This window comes from Gluconobacter sp. (assembly GCF_047723935.1).
In the GTDB taxonomy this organism is placed as follows: domain Bacteria; phylum Pseudomonadota; class Alphaproteobacteria; order Acetobacterales; family Acetobacteraceae; genus Gluconobacter.
Window position 1 is genome coordinate 1 of the sequence record NZ_JBDOBO010000051.1, and the last position, 15,935, is coordinate 15,935.

Annotated in this window: 19 protein-coding genes; 6 read left to right on the top strand and 13 right to left on the bottom strand. The window is 53.8% G+C overall.

The genetic code is table 11. The features are described from left to right. Both ABF979_RS12910 and ABF979_RS12915 read right to left on the bottom strand, forming a co-directional pair. Positions 1 to 502: hypothetical protein (locus ABF979_RS12910; RefSeq protein WP_415560259.1), on the bottom strand; the 502-nt coding region annotated here is incomplete at its 3' end. Continuing rightward, positions 502 to 810, bottom strand: coding sequence for a transcriptional regulator (locus ABF979_RS12915; RefSeq protein WP_415560260.1), 309 nt, complete (start codon positions 808 to 810; stop codon positions 502 to 504). The genes ABF979_RS12910 and ABF979_RS12915, both read right to left, overlap by 1 nt. Positions 811 to 916: 106 nt before the next feature. Here ABF979_RS12915 and ABF979_RS12920 point away from each other — a divergent pair, with 106 nt between their 5' ends. Next, the gene (locus ABF979_RS12920; RefSeq protein WP_202208040.1) at positions 917 to 1,309 is read left to right on the top strand and encodes a helix-turn-helix domain-containing protein; all 393 of its coding nucleotides are present in this window, start codon (positions 917 to 919) and stop codon (positions 1,307 to 1,309) included. 533 nt (positions 1,310 to 1,842) lie between these two features. Here ABF979_RS12920 and ABF979_RS12925 read toward each other — a convergent pair. Beyond that, positions 1,843 to 3,357: a replicative DNA helicase gene (locus ABF979_RS12925; protein ID WP_046900301.1), complete on the bottom strand. Its 1,515-nt coding sequence runs from the start codon at positions 3,355 to 3,357 to the stop codon at positions 1,843 to 1,845. 121 nt (positions 3,358 to 3,478) lie between these two features. On the opposite strand from ABF979_RS12925, the gene ABF979_RS12930 reads away from it, so the two are divergent. Continuing rightward, on the top strand, positions 3,479 to 3,793 hold the full coding sequence (locus tag ABF979_RS12930; RefSeq protein ID WP_415560262.1) for a hypothetical protein: 315 nt from the start codon (positions 3,479 to 3,481) through the stop codon (positions 3,791 to 3,793). Here ABF979_RS12930 and ABF979_RS12935 read toward each other — a convergent pair. Beyond that, the gene (locus ABF979_RS12935) at positions 3,769 to 5,091 is read right to left on the bottom strand and encodes a bifunctional folylpolyglutamate synthase/dihydrofolate synthase (RefSeq protein WP_415560263.1); all 1,323 of its coding nucleotides are present in this window, start codon (positions 5,089 to 5,091) and stop codon (positions 3,769 to 3,771) included. The genes ABF979_RS12930 and ABF979_RS12935 overlap by 25 nt on opposite strands. Then, positions 5,091 to 5,960, bottom strand: a complete 870-nt coding sequence (accD, locus tag ABF979_RS12940) for an acetyl-CoA carboxylase, carboxyltransferase subunit beta (RefSeq protein ID WP_086633071.1) — start codon at positions 5,958 to 5,960, stop codon at positions 5,091 to 5,093. Before accD ends, ABF979_RS12935 begins: the two co-directional genes overlap by 1 nt. Before the next feature lie 272 nt (positions 5,961 to 6,232). On the opposite strand from accD, the gene ABF979_RS12945 reads away from it, so the two are divergent. Continuing rightward, on the top strand, positions 6,233 to 6,796 hold the full coding sequence (locus ABF979_RS12945) for an HdeD family acid-resistance protein (RefSeq protein WP_215751104.1): 564 nt from the start codon (positions 6,233 to 6,235) through the stop codon (positions 6,794 to 6,796). Between the two features lie 72 nt (positions 6,797 to 6,868). On the opposite strand, the gene trpA is transcribed toward ABF979_RS12945, so the two are convergent. Both trpA and trpB read right to left on the bottom strand, forming a co-directional pair. Then, on the bottom strand, positions 6,869 to 7,681 hold the full coding sequence (gene trpA, locus ABF979_RS12950; RefSeq protein WP_415560265.1) for a tryptophan synthase subunit alpha: 813 nt from the start codon (positions 7,679 to 7,681) through the stop codon (positions 6,869 to 6,871). Continuing rightward, the gene (gene trpB / locus ABF979_RS12955) at positions 7,678 to 8,904 is read right to left on the bottom strand and encodes a tryptophan synthase subunit beta (protein WP_415560272.1); all 1,227 of its coding nucleotides are present in this window, start codon (positions 8,902 to 8,904) and stop codon (positions 7,678 to 7,680) included. Before trpB ends, trpA begins: the two co-directional genes overlap by 4 nt. Before the next feature lie 178 nt (positions 8,905 to 9,082). On the opposite strand from trpB, the gene ABF979_RS12960 reads away from it, so the two are divergent. Continuing rightward, the gene (locus ABF979_RS12960; protein ID WP_046900308.1) at positions 9,083 to 10,132 is read left to right on the top strand and encodes a CorA family divalent cation transporter; all 1,050 of its coding nucleotides are present in this window, start codon (positions 9,083 to 9,085) and stop codon (positions 10,130 to 10,132) included. Here the strand turns inward: ABF979_RS12960 and ABF979_RS12965 are convergent. The 5 genes from ABF979_RS12965 to alr all read right to left on the bottom strand — a co-directional run bounded on the left by ABF979_RS12965 (position 10,129) and on the right by alr (position 14,478). Continuing rightward, a complete protein-coding gene (locus ABF979_RS12965; protein WP_415560266.1) occupies positions 10,129 to 10,569 on the bottom strand; it encodes a DUF934 domain-containing protein in 441 nt (146 codons plus the stop codon). The two genes, ABF979_RS12960 and ABF979_RS12965, sit on opposite strands and share 4 nt — an antisense overlap. Further along, positions 10,556 to 12,229 carry a nitrite/sulfite reductase gene (locus ABF979_RS12970; protein WP_415560267.1) on the bottom strand — a complete coding sequence of 558 codons (1,674 nt, stop codon included), beginning with the start codon at positions 12,227 to 12,229 and terminating at the stop codon, positions 10,556 to 10,558. The genes ABF979_RS12965 and ABF979_RS12970 overlap by 14 nt, the downstream gene beginning before the upstream one ends. Next, positions 12,226 to 12,543 carry a DUF2849 domain-containing protein gene (locus tag ABF979_RS12975; RefSeq protein WP_211499131.1) on the bottom strand — a complete coding sequence of 106 codons (318 nt, stop codon included), beginning with the start codon at positions 12,541 to 12,543 and terminating at the stop codon, positions 12,226 to 12,228. Before ABF979_RS12975 ends, ABF979_RS12970 begins: the two co-directional genes overlap by 4 nt. Positions 12,544 to 12,780: 237 nt before the next feature. Next, positions 12,781 to 13,227: an RrF2 family transcriptional regulator gene (locus ABF979_RS12980; protein WP_202208031.1), complete on the bottom strand. Its 447-nt coding sequence runs from the start codon at positions 13,225 to 13,227 to the stop codon at positions 12,781 to 12,783. A gap of 126 nt (positions 13,228 to 13,353) precedes the next feature. Then, positions 13,354 to 14,478, bottom strand: a complete 1,125-nt coding sequence (alr, locus tag ABF979_RS12985; RefSeq protein ID WP_415560269.1) for an alanine racemase — start codon at positions 14,476 to 14,478, stop codon at positions 13,354 to 13,356. A 111-nt stretch (positions 14,479 to 14,589) separates the two neighbouring features. On the opposite strand from alr, the gene ABF979_RS12990 reads away from it, so the two are divergent. Both ABF979_RS12990 and ABF979_RS12995 read left to right on the top strand, forming a co-directional pair. After that, positions 14,590 to 15,063: an Lrp/AsnC family transcriptional regulator gene (locus tag ABF979_RS12990; protein ID WP_202208029.1), complete on the top strand. Its 474-nt coding sequence runs from the start codon at positions 14,590 to 14,592 to the stop codon at positions 15,061 to 15,063. Positions 15,064 to 15,151: 88 nt separating this feature from the next. Next, on the top strand, positions 15,152 to 15,382 hold the full coding sequence (locus tag ABF979_RS12995; protein WP_202208117.1) for a bacterioferritin-associated ferredoxin: 231 nt from the start codon (positions 15,152 to 15,154) through the stop codon (positions 15,380 to 15,382). Between the two features lie 48 nt (positions 15,383 to 15,430). Here ABF979_RS12995 and bfr read toward each other — a convergent pair whose 3' ends face one another. After that, positions 15,431 to 15,919: a bacterioferritin gene (gene bfr / locus ABF979_RS13000; protein WP_202208028.1), complete on the bottom strand. Its 489-nt coding sequence runs from the start codon at positions 15,917 to 15,919 to the stop codon at positions 15,431 to 15,433. Positions 15,920 to 15,935: the final 16 nt, after the last annotated feature.

Below are 15,935 nucleotides of genomic sequence, written 5' to 3' on the forward strand. Positions count from 1 at the left end.
TTTTCATGCTTTCATACGCATGCGAGAGCTGCTCAAGCAATAGCGCACATTGTGCCGAAACTTTCATACGCGCCCGCCCTTCAGAAAGACCTGGATAAAGATGGCGCGCCATCGCAGAAAAAGACATCTCTCGGGCCAGCATCATTTCAAGACGCACATGTCCGCACAATCCCAGCCTCTCACGAATTTCCGAAATCCGAACCGAACACTTGCCGCGTCCAATCATCCACGTATGCGCATCGCCTTTCTCACGAAAACGACCATCTGACGGCTTTTCTTCAACAATACCAATGGTTGCGAAAAGATACTCCCGATACCAGCGATCTGCAGCCGAGACCTCGTCGTCGCCAATATCACCCGCCTCATACATGGAGTGCACTGTGTTAACGACGCGATGAACCCCATTTCGCTCCACGATCTCATGATGCTGGAGCCGTTCCGGAGTAGGCTTCATATGCCCAGCAGCAACCACCGGCGAAACTTCCTGAATTAACGCTTGCATCAATGAATACTTTCCCAAATCGCGGAAGCTCCCATTGGAGCCAAGGCAGGAAACTGGGGAACACGATCAGCACCCCACAAAGCGTTCCAGCTCACAGGATGCCCTGGCGGTAAAGCTTCAGCGCTTTCACGATCTACAACCTGCCGCTTTGCAGTGCCGCCAGATACTTTTGCAATCTTTTTGGCCTTGCGGATCGAACGATGACGCGCCTCTTTGTGAGCAGGTTTCCAGCTATCAGCCGCCAACATGGCTGCAATGGCATTGGCAGATACCCGGCGAGGAGTCTGGATTTCACTCATCTGCCTCATTCTTACTTCCTTCACGATGCAAACTTGATTTATGGCAAAATGCCATAGGCAATAAGAAAAAAAACTTCTTCTGGATTTGGCATAAAGCCATTGCTAAAAAGGCCACATGGCCAAACACAAGCGCTCGGACTCCCTGACTATCCTCCAGCGAGCTATCGGAACACGTATCGCCTGGGCCAGGGAACTCGTTATTCCCAACCAGAGCGAGTGTGCCAGACTGCTGGGAGTAGATGCTTCCACCCTCAACAAGATTGAGCGTGGCGATCGCGCACCCAGCGTCTTCCTCATCGCCGCTCTCTCGAACCGGCTCCGCGTTTCGACAGATTTTCTTCTGAAAGGCGTCCTGAACGGTCGTACCGACGAAGAACTGGCCCTGCGGCTGGCTGCCCTGCACCCAGAGTTGGTGCTCCAGCGGCAAGACATGGCTCTCGACATGGACAAAAACACGACTTCCGGCATACCTGATCAGCCCATGAGACCAGACGAGGATCTGCACTGATAGTATCTTCGCTGACTTCCATGCGCATTCGAACGCTCCCCCATTCGTCGTAGTGCAGCAAACCTGCCTCGGCGATGGAATGAACAAATCAGAAATGTTTCCAGCTATCAGCGAAACACTACGCATTCAACCGGGCCCCTTCCTTCCTCAGCAGCCATCCCCACGACAACCGCCGATTAACGATAAATTAATGGCAATATGCCACTGGGTCAAGAAGCAAATATGGCTCATTGCCATTGCTCGGTTTGACAGGAGCTCATTCCATGGTCGACATTGTTTCCAATGTCCCCCTGGATAAGTTCCCTCTGGAGCGATGAAAACAGCTGATTTCCGTAACTTACTGTCTCGGCAAAGGTAAAAATTTTTCCAATTTTCCTTGGTGTTAAAAAACAAAACACAACAAAATATTTCTTGTTTTTCATCCGTTTCGTGAATCCGGAAAATCGGTTTTCCTTTGAAAAGAATTGTCGCTTAAGCTCGAATCTAACCGCCAAAAATTCATAAAAAAGCGGTCCGAAGACCGCTTTCAATTCTTATTCGTGGATCGTATCCAGATCTCCAAACCGGGTATACTCTCCCTCGAAGTACAACTGGACCATCCCCGTCGGACCATGTCGCTGCTTCTCGAGAATCAGTTCTGCCTTGTTATGCACAAGCGCCATTTTCCGCTGCCATTCCTCAGTTGCCGCCTGAAACTTCTCGTTACTGTCGTAAGCACTATCTTTCGGCATCCGCTGCTGCAGATAATACTCGTCACGATACACAAACATCACAGCATCGGCGTCCTGCTCAATAGAGCCAGACTCACGAAGATCCGATAGCATCGGTCGTTTGTCTTCACGGGATTCGACCTGACGTGACAACTGAGACAATGCGATAACCGGCACTGAAAGCTCTTTCGCAATTGCTTTCAGACCCTGTGTAATCATCGAAATTTCCAACACGCGACTATCCGGCTTGGTCCCGATCGCCGGACGCATCAATTGCAGGTAATCCACAACTACCAGACTTAATCCCTGCGTTCGCGCCAACCGGCGACACCGCGTTCTCATCGCAGAAAGGGAGATAGCCGGCGTATCGTCAATGTAGAGTGGCAACTTCTGCAACTCACGGGACACACGGACAAAACGATCGAACTCTTTCTGCCCAATGTCACCACGACGAATTTTTTCACCCGATACTTCTGCCTCACCAGACAGAATACGCGTCGCCAACTGTTCAGATGACATTTCGAGGGAGAAGATAGCCACAGAACCGTGAGGTTTTTCCCCACGTTCTTCAGCATCTCTCATGATCGAACGCGCAGCTGAGAAAGCAATTTTCGTCGCCAACGCCGTCTTTCCCATAGCCGGACGCCCAGCAAGAATCAAAAGGTCAGACGGATGCAACCCACCAGTCCTTTTGTCCAAATCTCTCAGTCCGGACGTCAGGCCAACAACATCGCCCGTCCGTAGAAATGCCTTCTCAGCAACATCAATAGCCCCCGTAAGGGCTTTGCCAAACGAGACAAACCCACCTTCCTGCCCACGTTCAGTGGCAAGCTTGAACAGAGCCTCTTCAGAAGCTGCGATCTGATCACTACCATCCAGATCGGGCCGAGCACCAAACGCATTATTGACAACCGTCTCACCAATATCGATGAGCTGACGTCGAACCCATGCATCGTGAACAACACGACCATAATCCCCGGCATTTACGATCCCCACCATGGCGGTCAGAAGTTTGGCGAGATACGCAGGTCCGCCCGCAGCATCCAGCACACCTGTGTGCTCGAATTCGGCCTTCATCGTAACGGGGTCAGCCAACTGGCCACGCTCAATGCGGCGGGCCACAGCTTCATAAATCCGACCATTCACCGAGTCGGCAAAATGCTCGGGCTCCAAAAAATCCGAGACCCGCTCATAGGCCTTGTTATTGGTCAGGATAGCTCCGAGAAGCGCCTGCTCTGCCGCGATATTCGCTGGCGGAGAACGACGCAGGAGCGCGCCTAGCCCCCCATCATCAGAGGACGCGTCAGACGCAGCTGGAGAAGGAAAGGATTCGATCATAGTCACACCAGTCTTTTACCACCAGCATCCTCCAGAAGCAGCGTCCCAATGTGCATCTCCTGCCGAGACAAAACGTTTTCAGTCCTGTCAGCCTCTCAATCACTACATAAGGACGCGGGACATGATCTCAAAAGAGCAGTTCTACGACAGCCTTAAGAACGCCAGTCCGCCTAGCGGCCTGTCTCTTTCTCAAACAGCACTCTGGTGGATTGGAAAACAGAACTGGGCCAAAGCACACGAACTGGTGCAGTCAGCCGAAGGCATACGACCAAACGACCGTATTCACGCTCTTCTTCACCGACAGGAAGGAGATCTGGCCAACGCCCGCTACTGGTATTCCAGAGCCGATGCCAGAATGCCGGACCAGACCATCATGCAGGAATGGGATGACCTGGTCCGACAGAACTTCGCTCAGACAGAAACCCAACCATCCTGAGCAAGAGCAACGCCCGCAAGATAAAGACTACCGCAAATCAGCACGCGTGCGGGCTCTCGCCCGCTTTCAGCCAAACGCTCCAAAGCTTTGACAATCGTCGGCCCAGCAATTGCGATACCACCAGACGCAGCAACAAGCTCCTCCACAGGCGTGGCAAGATGCTGGTCAACTTCCGCAACCGCCTGAACACTTGCTGCACGCGCCAAGAGGGGCTTGAGAAATCCACTCACGTCCTTGCTCTGCTTGACCCCGGCAATGATGTGAACAGGTCGGTCTTTCCAACCATCAAGCACTTCCCCCAGCACCTTGCCAGCACCCGGGTTATGGCCACCGTCCAGATAAAGCTCCCACCCATCTGGCAGCATAGCAGCAAGCGTTCCATGCAATCGCTGTAACCGGGCAGGCCAGTCAGTTCTGGCAATACCCTCATACGCACTCAACGGGATATTCAACCCAGACACCCGCAAAGCCGCAATCGCAAGAGCTGCATTTGTTGCCTGATGCGGCCCCTTCAAACCCGGCAATGGCAATTCAAGGCTACCTTGCGGGTCAGAATAATGCAGCGTCAGACCCTCCACCCGAACGTGTACATCCTGCCCCAAAACCCACACAGGCGCCTTCAATGCCTCCGCACGCGACCGAATGGCATTTAACGCTTCTGGAGCCTGCGGAGAGACAACGACGGGCACACCAGGCTTGATAATCCCAGCTTTTTCACCAGCAATGGCCTCCAGCGTTTCTCCCAGAAAGGCCTGATGATCCAGACTGATCGTCGTGATGGCACACCCAGCAGGCTTAGGAACCACATTTGTGGCATCCAGCCGTCCACCGAGACCCACTTCAAGAATGACAAGGTCAGCAGGGATGCGAGAGAAAAGAAGAAAACCTGCGGCCGTCAAAACCTCGAAGACGGTAATGGGCGCACCTGCATTAACGCGCTCAACCTCTTCAAAAGCATCCACCAGCGTATCTTCGTCAACCAGCTTCCCTGCCAGACGAAACCGCTCAGTAATGCTCACAAGATGCGGACTGGTCATCACATGCACACGGAGACCTGCTGCCTCGGCAATCGCCCGCAGATTGGCGCATGTGCTCCCCTTGCCATTCGTACCAGCAACATGAATGACTGGCGGCAAGTGCAACTCGGGATGACCCAGCTTAGCCAGAAGAACCTCCAGCCGCCCAAGAGAAAGATCAATCAGCTTGGGATATAACTGGTGCAACCGGGCAAGAACCTCGCCCGGCCGTCCCTGATATTCACCAGCCAGACGGACCGGCTCCCCCTTCTGGGCACCCATCAGGCAGCGACGTCCGGAGCCGCCTTTTGGCGAGTCAGCATACCAAGAACACGCCCCAGAAGCTCAGGCAGCTCGGAGCGCTTTGCAACAATATCAACCATCCCGTGCTCACGCAGGTACTCAGACCTCTGGAAACCTTCCGGCAGTTTCTCGCGCACGGTGTCCTGAATCACACGAGGACCAGCAAAAGCTATGAGCGCGTTCGGCTCAGCAATGTGAATATCACCCAGCATTGCGAAAGACGCTGACACGCCCCCGGTCGTCGGGTTCGTAAAGACCACGATATAGGGCAGACCAGCTTCCTGAAGCATCTGCACGCCAATCGTCGTACGCGGCATCTGCATGAGGCTGACAGCGCCTTCCTGCATACGCGCACCGCCAGAAGCCGTGTAAATCACCAGCGGAGCCTTCTGAAGAACAGCCAGACGACAGGCCGCCACAAAAGCCTCACCTAGACCTGCTCCCATCGTTCCCAACAGGAACTCAGGCGCCATGACGGCCACCACAGCCTTTTGCCCCTGAATTCGGCCATGTGCGACCACAAGCCCCTCATCAAGATGAGACTTGTTCCGCGCGTCCTTCAGACGATCGGTGTAACGCTTGGAATCCTTGAATCCCAGCGGATCAACCGGCATCTTCGGCAGCTCGATGGTCGTATATTCGCCACCATCGAACGTCCAGGCCAGACGCTCCTTTGCCGTCGCACGCATATGATGCCCACAATGCGGGCACACCTTCTGGGAGCGCTCCATTTCCTTGACGAGCATCATCTGCCCGCAGGAATCGCAGTTTGTCCAAAGATTATCCGGCACGTCCCGCTGAAGCAGGCCACGCAGCTTGGGTCGGACGTAATCGGTCAGCCAGCTCATGTCGTCTCGTTACTTTCTGCCTGCCTTCGGGACGAAGGCCAGAATGGGAAAAGGCTCTTGTACAGGCCATTCATAATCGGCGCGTTTTAGCGTTGCCAGCATATTTATGCCAGCCTTGCCATACAGAACTGTGCCCAGTCTCGCAAAAATATGGCACCATCTCCCTTAAGGAACACGCACCGCGATCACCTGCAACCACTGAGCGTCCCCGCGGTTTAATCAGGCAAAATCAGTGAACAGACGGGCTATTGTTCCCGTCCGGAGAAACCCCAATGTCCGACAGTTTCAATACCGTGCAGTTCTCCCCTCAGTCAGGCCTGAAACCCGGATGGTTCATCGGCGTGGGAGCCTTCCTGGTCGTCCTGGGGCTTCTGGCGGCCTTTGATGCGGTTGCTACAACGCTTGCTAGCATGGTGCTTCTGGGCATTCTGCTCATTATCGGAGGAATCGCCCAAATCATGCAGAGCTTCGCGCATCGCGGGCTCCCCCTGCCCAACCAATGGCTTTCCGGCCTGATTGGCGGACTTTACATCCTTGGCGGCCTTCTTCTCATCGAAGAGCCCGCTACCGGATCGGTCTTCATTACAGCCATCCTTGCAGGCTGTCTGATCTTCGCGGGCCTTAGCCGTGCCTTCTGGGCCGCCGGGCACCGCACAACAGGTGGTTGGGGCCTCCTCGCCGTCAGTGGCATCTTCACGCTCCTGATCGGCATCCTTCTCTACATGACACTGCCGTGGTCAGGCTTTTGGCTAATCGGAACCCTGATTGCCATCGAGCTTCTGATGGCTGGGGCATCTGCCATTCTTTTTGGTATGTCACTGCGCAATCGCACTTGATCAGACTGCAAATAAAAAAAGCGCATCAGAGAGTCCCCTGATGCGCTCCAAAATCACCACCTGAAACAGGTTTCAACCCCGAACAGCCGCAGACAACTCAATAAGCTGCTTCAATACGGATGGAACCGTCTTTTCCGTCGCTTGCCCCTCAGACAACGTTCCCGCCATCGTCTTGATCAAAGCAGACGCCACAACAGCCGCATCCCCAATCCGGGATGCCGTCCGCGCCTGTTCAGGCGTCGAAATCCCAAACCCGATCGCAACCGGCAGATCCGTCGCTTCCCGAATCTTTGGAAGAGCTTCCTCAAGTTGCGCCTGACTGGCACTGCCCGTCCCCGTGATCCCCGTGATGCTCACATAATAAACGAAGCCTGAGGCATCTTTCAGCACATGGAACAGGCGCGTCCGAGACGTCGTCGGCGCCACGAGAGAAATAATATCCAGCCCGGCTGCCCGCGCGTGAGCATCCAGAAGATCCGCCTCTTCCGTCGGCATATCCACAACAATGATACCATCCACACCCGCCTGAACCGCATCAAAGCAGAATTCCGCTGGCCCGTAGCTATCAATCGGGTTCAGATACCCCATTAGAATAATCGGCGTCTCAGCATCGGTCTCCCGGAAAGACCGAACCATCTCCAGAACGCCACCCAACGTCGCCCCAGCCTTCAGCCCCCGCAGTGCCGCAGCCTGAATCGTCGGACCGTCCGCTGAAGGATCGGAGAACGGCACGCCAATCTCGATCAGATCCGCCCCCGCAGCTGGCATCGCCTTAAGCAACTCCAGCGAGGTCTCATAATCCGGATCAAACGCCTGAAGATAAGGAATCAGAGCGCCCCGTCCCTCCGTTTTGAGGGCTTCAAAGCGGGCTTTGATACGGCTCACAGGTTCACTCCCAGATGGCTCGCCACAGTGAAGATATCCTTGTCTCCACGGCCAGAGACGTTCAGCACGATGATCTTGTCCTTCGGCATCTCCGGCGCAATCTTCATGACATGCGCCAGTCCATGGGCGCATTCGAGAGCCGGAATAATGCCTTCCGTCCGCGTCAGAAGCTGGAACGCCTCCAAAGCCTCCTGATCCGTCACACCAACATACTCGGCACGCCCAATATCATTCAGCCAGGAATGCTCCGGCCCAATCCCCGGATAATCCAGCCCCGCACTGATCGAATGCGCCTCTTCGATCTGACCATGCTTGTCCTGAAGCAGATACGTCCGGTTGCCATGCAACACACCCGAACGCCCACGAGAGATGGATGCCGCCGTCTTGCCAGAATCCAGTCCCAGCCCAGCAGCCTCCACACCAATCAGACGCACATCCGCATCATCAAGGAACGGATGGAAAATCCCCATTGCGTTTGAGCCGCCGCCAATGGCCGCAACAATAACATCCGGCAGACGCCCCTCAGCCCGGACAATCTGCTCCTTTACTTCCGTACCAATGATGGACTGGAAATCACGAACCATCTCAGGATAAGGATGCGGCCCCGCAACCGTGCCCACCAGAAAATATGTATCCGCCACGTTCGCAACCCAGTCGCGCATGGCTTCATTCATGGCATCCTTGAGTGTCCCGGCCCCAGCCGTCACCGGCTTCACCTCAGCCCCAAGCAGATGCATGCGGAATACATTGGGCTTCTGGCGCTCAACATCCGTTGCGCCCATGTAAATGACGCATTTCAACCCAAAGAGCGCACAAACCGTCGCCGTCGCCACACCATGCTGGCCAGCACCAGTCTCAGCCACGATCCGCGTCTTGCCCATCCGCCGGGCCAGAAGGATCTGCCCCATGACGTTGTTGAGCTTATGCGAACCCGTGTGGTTCAGCTCCTCACGCTTGAGATAAACCTTCGCACCACCCAACTCTTCCGTCAGGCGCTTCGCAAACCACAATGGGCTCGGACGGCCAACATAGTCCCGGTAATAGTAGTCCAGCTCCTCACGAAACGCTGGGTCAGCCTGCGTCGCGCGATACGCTTCCTCCAGTTCAAGAACCAGAGGCATCAGAGTTTCCGCAACAAAGCGTCCACCGAAGGCGCCAAACCGGCCACGCTCGTCCGGTCCGGAGCGCAAGGAATTAGGCAGGGAAGAAGATGGGGTCGTCATACCGGGCTCTGTTCCGCTTAAAGGGCTGACCAGCGATACCAAGGCCAGACGGGAACGTCCATCCACACCCTTTTCAAGAAACCACCTTGGCCGAATTCTTTAGAGCCCCCTTGCACAGAGCGCATCCTCAAGACATGAGTCAGAACACCTCCTGCCTCCGACCAAGGATCTTCCCCTGATGCTTCTCGCCCGGCCCGCCGGCACACCGGCCCGCGAGATCGGCCCGGACGTCGATATCAATGCCACGAACTGGATTGACCTCATCAATCCAACACATGATGAAATCACAAAAGCCGAGACCCTCCTCGGGGTTCACATTCCCAAACTCGAAGAACTGGAAGAGATTGAAAGCTCATCCCGCCATTATGAACGGGACAATTGCCTCTATCTCTCGACCCCCCTTGTACGCCGCGCGGATGACGTCTCCTTCTCCAAACCCGTCGGCTTCATCCTGACGGAAAAGAGAATCATCACGGTCCGCTATACGGACTATTTCGCGTTTGATCTCGTTGGCGGAAAACTGGCCGAATACCCGGCAGGCAAGGTCTCGCCGTCTTCAACAGAACTGCTGGTTGAGCTTCTCGAAGAAATCATCAACCGCTTGGCTGACATCCTCGAAGGTCTGGGGCGCACGCTCGACACCATTTCCCGCCGCGTCTTCAACGCCGAGCAACCGCGCGATCGCGCACGCGTGGGCGCCATGCTTCGCGAAACCCTGCGCCGCCTCGGATATGCCGGAGACCTAGCCTCAACAGTCCGGGACAGCCTCCTCGGCATCGACCGTGTTCGTATCTATCTGGAAGATTACATCAGCCAAAGCCTGCAAAAGGCCAAGGATCAGGGCACGTCTCCCCTTCCTGCCAGAGATACTGCCGGGAAATCACCAACGCCGGCTGACACATTCAAATCACGCCTCAAAGTCGCAGGCCGCGACATCGCCTCCCTGAGCGACTTCGATGCCCAGATCGTCAGCAAGGTCCAATTCCTTCTGGATGCGACGTTGGGCTTTATCAGCATCGAGCAGAACGACGGCATGAAAGTCCTCACCGTCGCCAGCTCAATCGGGATCATGCCAACGCTGATCGCAGGTATCTACGGCATGAACTTCAAGGACATGCCGGAGCTTACCTGGAAATATGGCTACCCTTACGGGCTCACCCTGATGGTTCTATCCACTATCCTGCCACTCTTCTGGTTCTGGCGCCGTGGATGGTTCGGAACCCGTTAAGAGTCTTCTTCAACCCGCAAACCACTCTCAACGGGGCAGAAAGGCAGAACAGAGCGCTGATATGCCACCGGGAAACGATGGAGCTGTTTTTCCCACAATTCCACATCACTTCCTTCCGGCAAAACGACGTTGTCTACGCCACACCGCTTGAGGAAGGCCGCCTGATCTGGAAGGACATGCCCTTCCGCACGAATTTCTCCCGAAAAGCGAAGGTACTCCCGCAACTCCCGCGCTTGCGTAAACACACGCCCATCACGGAAGATCGGAAAGCGCAAAACAACCAGCTCAAGTCGATTGAGATACGGTTTCAGGGCCGTCGCATCATCAGCAATATCCAGAAGAACAGCGCGTGCGTCTGTGTTCTCTGCCAACTCTGAAAGCGTTACCAACACCTCATGAAACTTGGCAGGACGCTCATTCAGCTCAAACAGTTTCATAAGCCGCCTCCTTGAAAGGGACGTCCCCGAGTCGATCCAACGTATCGAGGAACGTCTCGCCCCTTTGTCTTATACCAAGGTAGCAATCCACCAGCCGGGCAATCGCATCAACCGTATCGTCTTCCGGAAGCGCCGGGCCCAAGATCGTTCCAATGGATGCGCCGTTCTCTGCCCGGCCGCCTAGAGTAATCTGGAAGAACTCTTCCCCACGCTTGTCCACACCAAGCAAGCCAATATGACCTGCATGGTGATGGCCGCATGCATTGATGCAACCCGAGATATTAATCCGCAGCGCTCCGATTTCCGCCTGCAAAGAGGCATCCCCAAACCGAGCACCCAGCTTCTGGGCAATCGGAATGGAACGCGCGTTTGCCAGTGCGCAGTAATCCAGTCCAGGGCACGCCACGATGTCACCGATCAGACCAATGTTGGCCGATGCCAGATCCACCTCTTTCAGGGCCTGCCACAGAGCATACAGTCGATCCTGTCGAACATGCCCCAGAACAATATTCTGAAGATGCGTAATCCGCAGTTCGCCAAAGGAATATTCGTCAGCCAAGTCGGCCAAACGGTCCATCTGGGCAGACGTCGCATCTCCCGGAATTCCCCCGGCAGGCTTCAGAGAAACAACCGCAATAATATGACCTGCATCACGATGAGGATGCGTATTGCTTCGAACCCAGAGGTCAAACTCCGGATTGGCCCCACGTCTGGCAGATAGCTCCTGAGACGCATTATCCGGGGCTGATAGTTCCGGCACAGCAAATCGCGCGCGGATTGCATCTACCATTTCAGGCGTCAGACGGTAATGCTCCAGATCCATCTGTTGCAGCTCAGCTTCGACTGCCTCACGATAAGCCTCAATGCCCAGAGCCTGAACCAGGATCTTGATCCGTGCCTTGTAGATATTATCGCGGCGTCCATGCGCATTATAGACACGAACAATCGCTTCGAGCGTTGCAAGCAGTCGCTCTTCAGGTACCGCATCAAAAATTTCCTGCCCGATAATAGGCGTACGGCCTAAGCCTCCCCCTACAAAGATCCGGAAAACAGGACGCCCGTCTGCGCCACTGCGAGCCAGAATTCCAATATCATGGAAACGAGCTGCAACCCGGTCATTCGGACTGCCAGAAATAGCAATCTTGAATTTCCGCGGCAAAAACGTGAATTCGGGATGCAATGTAGACCACTGGCGCAGAATTTCCGCATGAACACGCGGGTCCACGACTTCATCCGCAGCCGCACCCGCAAATTCGTCAGACGTCACATTCCGGATGCAGTTTCCGCTGGTCTGAATGGCATGCATGTCCACCTTCGCCAGATCGCGCAGAATGTCCGGAGTTTCTTCCAGCTTTATCCAGTTAAACTGAATATTCTGACGCGTGGTAAAGTGCCCATAATCACGATCGTACCGACGCGCGATATGCGCGAATATCCGCATCTGCTGACTGTCGATCGTTCCGTAAGGAATAGCGACCCGCAACATGTAAGCGTGAAGCTGAAGATACAGACCATTCATCAGCCGCAGCGGCTTGAATTCGTCTTCACTCAAGCTTCCATCGATACGGCGAGTTACCTGCCCGGAAAACTCGTCGATGCGAGCGGCCAGAAAATCGCGGTCAATCTGATCGTATTGGTAATGGCCAACAGGAGCGTTCATTGCCCGGCCTCCACTGAAAATTCCGGATGTACAGTCGGACCATGCGCACGGATTCGCTCACGCACCGTCACAGGCTCCGGAGGATCAACGTCGCGTACAGCCACTTCATATACACCTACGACACCATCCTGCTGGGCACGCGCCTGCGCTCCCTCAAGAACATCGCTCACAGCGTCAGCATCTAGTTTTTCCGCTGCCCCAACTCGAGCCGCCCAATGTCCATCATGATCGCGCCAGACGATTCTTCCGTCCAGAAGGCGATTAGCCGTCAAAACAAGCTTCTCACCTGCTCCAACACGAACTGGTCGTTTCATAATGCCCTCCGCAGGAACGAAACTGACATAGGATAAACCATCAACTCGCAGGTTTCCCCTTGCATGACCTTGAAAGAAGCTCCGAAGATCTTCCCAACGTGATGCTGCGAATGAAAAAGGACTGACCGTAGCAACGAAAAATTCACCATAACGAATCAAATAATGATCCATTATGGTGAATTATCCAACCTCAATAAACAAAATTTAGTGATAATTTTTTATAACTAATTATTATAGTTATATCGAGAATGATATCGGAGCCCGATTAGGTCTCTGCATTCCCGCTTCCTCGGCCTGACGCAGCAACCCTTCCAAGGTCACAGCATCCATCTTTTTGGCCAGTTCAACATTCATTGACGCCCAAAAAGGTTCAAGAACCTTTTCTATCAACGGATTGGCGGCTTCACCATCCGGGGTATGCTCTTCTGTAACGGCCTGAACAATTTCATGCACGGTAATCGTCCGCGGCGGACGGCCCAACCGATAACCGCCTTTGGGGCCTCGCACACTATCCAGAAGCTTTTCTCTTGAAAGAGCCTGAAGAACAGGCTCAATCCCGCGACGCAGCATATTACCCCGCTTGGCAATATCCGCGCCACTCACCACACCGGAACGCCCCGCATGAAAAGCAACATCCAACATGATTGAAACAGCTGTCAGGGCACGATCGCGGCGAAGATACATGAATTTTCCGAATTCAACGCAAAAGAAAGGGCACTTGAACAACTTGCGATGCTCATTCGTGTATTTGGGTCTTTCAAACAGCCCTGTCAATCATTGAAACGGGATTACAGCTCCAATCGGATGACTCTACTCCACATATTCGCGATAATATCGTCCGCCGAGAGAGGTCAAAATTTCATATCCGATAGTTCCCGCAGATGCGGCCACATCATCAACGCTTCTGCGTGGCCCAATCAGATCCACGTACATATCCGCATGTAGCTGAGACTCCGGAACAGCAGACACATCCAGCGCCAAAGAATCCATGGAGATGCGCCCGACGATGGGCAACGCAATATCTCCCAACCATGCATAACCCGTACCGCTATTATGCCGGGAAAAACCATCAGCATATCCCACAGCCACAGTCGCAATACGGCGTGGTTCACCAGGGCGGTAGGTCAAACCATACCCAACAGCATCGCCCACTCCCACATCACGTAACTGAAGGACACGTGCGCGAAGAGAAACAACCTGCTGCAGAGGATTAGGCGCTTCAGCATTAGGAGCGATTCCATAAAGAGCCGCACCAGGCCGGACCAACTCCATATGGTAATCCGTACCAAGGAATATTCCCGAGGAAGCGGAGAGACTTAAGGGAGCCGCGGGCATTAATGCAGCCATGTCTCGAAATCTTTGGCGCTGCATTTGGTTCGCCTCGCTGAATGGATCGTCGGCACAAGCCAGATGACTCATCACCAGTCCAAGACGGATACCGTCTAGAAGACTTTTATCATCGGAGATCCTCCGGACGTCTCCCCAGGAAAGACCGAAACGGGACATACCACTATCAACCTGAATAACAGCCTCCAGAACGGTCCCTTCACGCGCTGCCTCGCGCTTCCAGAGATCTATTTGTTCAAGACTGTTGAGAACAGGCCGCAGTCCGAAATAGACACACTCAGTTGCTGCCCCCGGCCGTGGCCCATGCAGAACCGTAATTCGGGTCTCGGGTGAGACGATCTGACGTAGAGCGATTCCCTCATCAACATGAGCGACAAAGAATTCTTTTGCGCCTTCCCGTTCGAGAACAGGTGCGACTTGCTCAGCACCCAGCCCATAGGCGTCCGCTTTCACAACAGCAGCACAAATTGCCGTTCCCACCTTATCCCTCAAAAAGCGATAGTTTCTGGCGATAGCCTTGAGATCGACCACAAGAGTGGCACCCGCCCGTGAGGCAGGCCAAAGGTGGGGAGCTGATAAGATCGTCATACGTCACCCTATCGCAAATCGAAATGAAATTTCCTGCATAAATTCAGCATATTCTTCAGTCTCAAACGTTATATATGCAGCATACGACCAAGGAAGACGGAAAATTGTGACATGATCTTCGATCGCACCACCGAATCCATTCTTCGCCTTCTGCAACATGACGGCCGTATGAGCAATGCAGACCTCGCGGAACGCGTTGGTCTTTCACCCTCAGCATGCCTTCGACGTGTCAAAATGCTTGAAGAGAAAGGCATCATCCGAGGTTACCATGCCGTCATCGACGATCGGTCTGTACATAACCTGACAACAGTCATTGTACAGATAACTTTGGAACGCCTGACGGACGAAGCTCTAAGACGCTTTGAAGCACGCATTAAGGAATGCGCCGACATTCGTGAGTGCTACCTGATGACTGGTGAAGCAGACTATCTTCTACATGTGGCAGCCCGAGACCTGGCAGACTACGAACGAATCCACAAAGAGGAACTCTCTCGCCTCCCGGGCGTGATCCGTATTCACAGCAATTTTGCCATCAGGCCCGTTGTACAGCGTTGGAGCACTCAAAACATTAGCCAGACAAAATAAGCAAATTTTAATCGAACTGCATTTGCGAACTAATCTCATTTGGGGTATGGGAAATTATTGCCTCATGATAGGACGCTACGAGCAGCCCATGATCATCTGTTCATGTAACGCACTTTCCCACAAAGACGTCGAGTCGGCCATTGATGCTGGAGCCTCCCGACCTTCTGAAATTTACACCGCCAAGAAGTGCCGTGCTCAGTGTGGAAACTGCGTTCCAGGAATGGTCTGCCTTTTGAAACAGGCCATTCAGGAGCGACGAAATCTCGGTCTAGCCAATACGAAAATCGCACAGCCACCGACACAAACCGCATACTGTTAATTTAGAGAACTAAAAAATGCCCGGGATTACCGAGCATTTTCGAAGCATTTAGTCTTGATCAGGAGCTGCTGCGGAATTGGTCTGAATGTACCGCTCGATTCCAACCTGCTTAATCAGATCGAACTGACGATCAATAAAGTCTTCATGCTCTTCTTCATTCACGAGAATCTTAAGAAGAAGATCACGAGAAACATAATCCCGTACGCTCTCACAATACGCGATGCCTTCACGTAGATCTTCGAGAGCTTTTTTCTCAAGCTTTAAATCGCATTCCAGAATCTCTTCAACGCTCTGTCCAATCAAAATTTGATTTAGGCGCTGAACATTAGGCAACCCGCCCAAGAAGAGAATGCGCTCGATTAGCCAGTCAGCATGACGCATTTCTTCAATGGATTCTTCGTATTCTTTTTTACCCAGCAGCGTCACGCCCCAATGACGCAACGTCCGTGCATGCAAGAAATACTGGTTGATGGCCGTTAACTCGTTGGTCAACTGCGTGTTCAGATGCTCGATGATTTTAGGGTCTTTAATCGCCACAGGAAGATCCTCTTCG

Bases quoted from the DNA above. Each gene is read 5' to 3' on its own strand.
- ABF979_RS12915 (WP_415560260.1), bottom strand. From the start codon at position 810: ATGAGGCAGATGAGTGAAATCCAGACTCCTCGCCGGGTATCTGCCAAT.
- ABF979_RS12920 (WP_202208040.1), top strand. From the start codon at position 917: ATGGCCAAACACAAGCGCTCGGACTCCCTGACTATCCTCCAGCGAGCT.
- ABF979_RS12925 (WP_046900301.1), bottom strand. From the start codon at position 3,357: ATGATCGAATCCTTTCCTTCTCCAGCTGCGTCTGACGCGTCCTCTGAT.
- ABF979_RS12930 (WP_415560262.1), top strand. From the start codon at position 3,479: ATGATCTCAAAAGAGCAGTTCTACGACAGCCTTAAGAACGCCAGTCCG.
- ABF979_RS12935 (WP_415560263.1), bottom strand. From the start codon at position 5,091: ATGGGTGCCCAGAAGGGGGAGCCGGTCCGTCTGGCTGGTGAATATCAG.
- accD (WP_086633071.1), bottom strand. From the start codon at position 5,960: ATGAGCTGGCTGACCGATTACGTCCGACCCAAGCTGCGTGGCCTGCTT.
- ABF979_RS12945 (WP_215751104.1), top strand. From the start codon at position 6,233: ATGTCCGACAGTTTCAATACCGTGCAGTTCTCCCCTCAGTCAGGCCTG.
- trpB (WP_415560272.1), bottom strand. From the start codon at position 8,904: ATGACGACCCCATCTTCTTCCCTGCCTAATTCCTTGCGCTCCGGACCG.
- ABF979_RS12960 (WP_046900308.1), top strand. From the start codon at position 9,083: ATGCTTCTCGCCCGGCCCGCCGGCACACCGGCCCGCGAGATCGGCCCG.
- ABF979_RS12965 (WP_415560266.1), bottom strand. From the start codon at position 10,569: ATGAAACTGTTTGAGCTGAATGAGCGTCCTGCCAAGTTTCATGAGGTG.
- ABF979_RS12970 (WP_415560267.1), bottom strand. From the start codon at position 12,229: ATGAACGCTCCTGTTGGCCATTACCAATACGATCAGATTGACCGCGAT.
- ABF979_RS12975 (WP_211499131.1), bottom strand. From the start codon at position 12,543: ATGAAACGACCAGTTCGTGTTGGAGCAGGTGAGAAGCTTGTTTTGACG.
- ABF979_RS12980 (WP_202208031.1), bottom strand. From the start codon at position 13,227: ATGTATCTTCGCCGCGATCGTGCCCTGACAGCTGTTTCAATCATGTTG.
- alr (WP_415560269.1), bottom strand. From the start codon at position 14,478: ATGACGATCTTATCAGCTCCCCACCTTTGGCCTGCCTCACGGGCGGGT.
- ABF979_RS12990 (WP_202208029.1), top strand. From the start codon at position 14,590: ATGATCTTCGATCGCACCACCGAATCCATTCTTCGCCTTCTGCAACAT.
- ABF979_RS12995 (WP_202208117.1), top strand. From the start codon at position 15,152: ATGATCATCTGTTCATGTAACGCACTTTCCCACAAAGACGTCGAGTCG.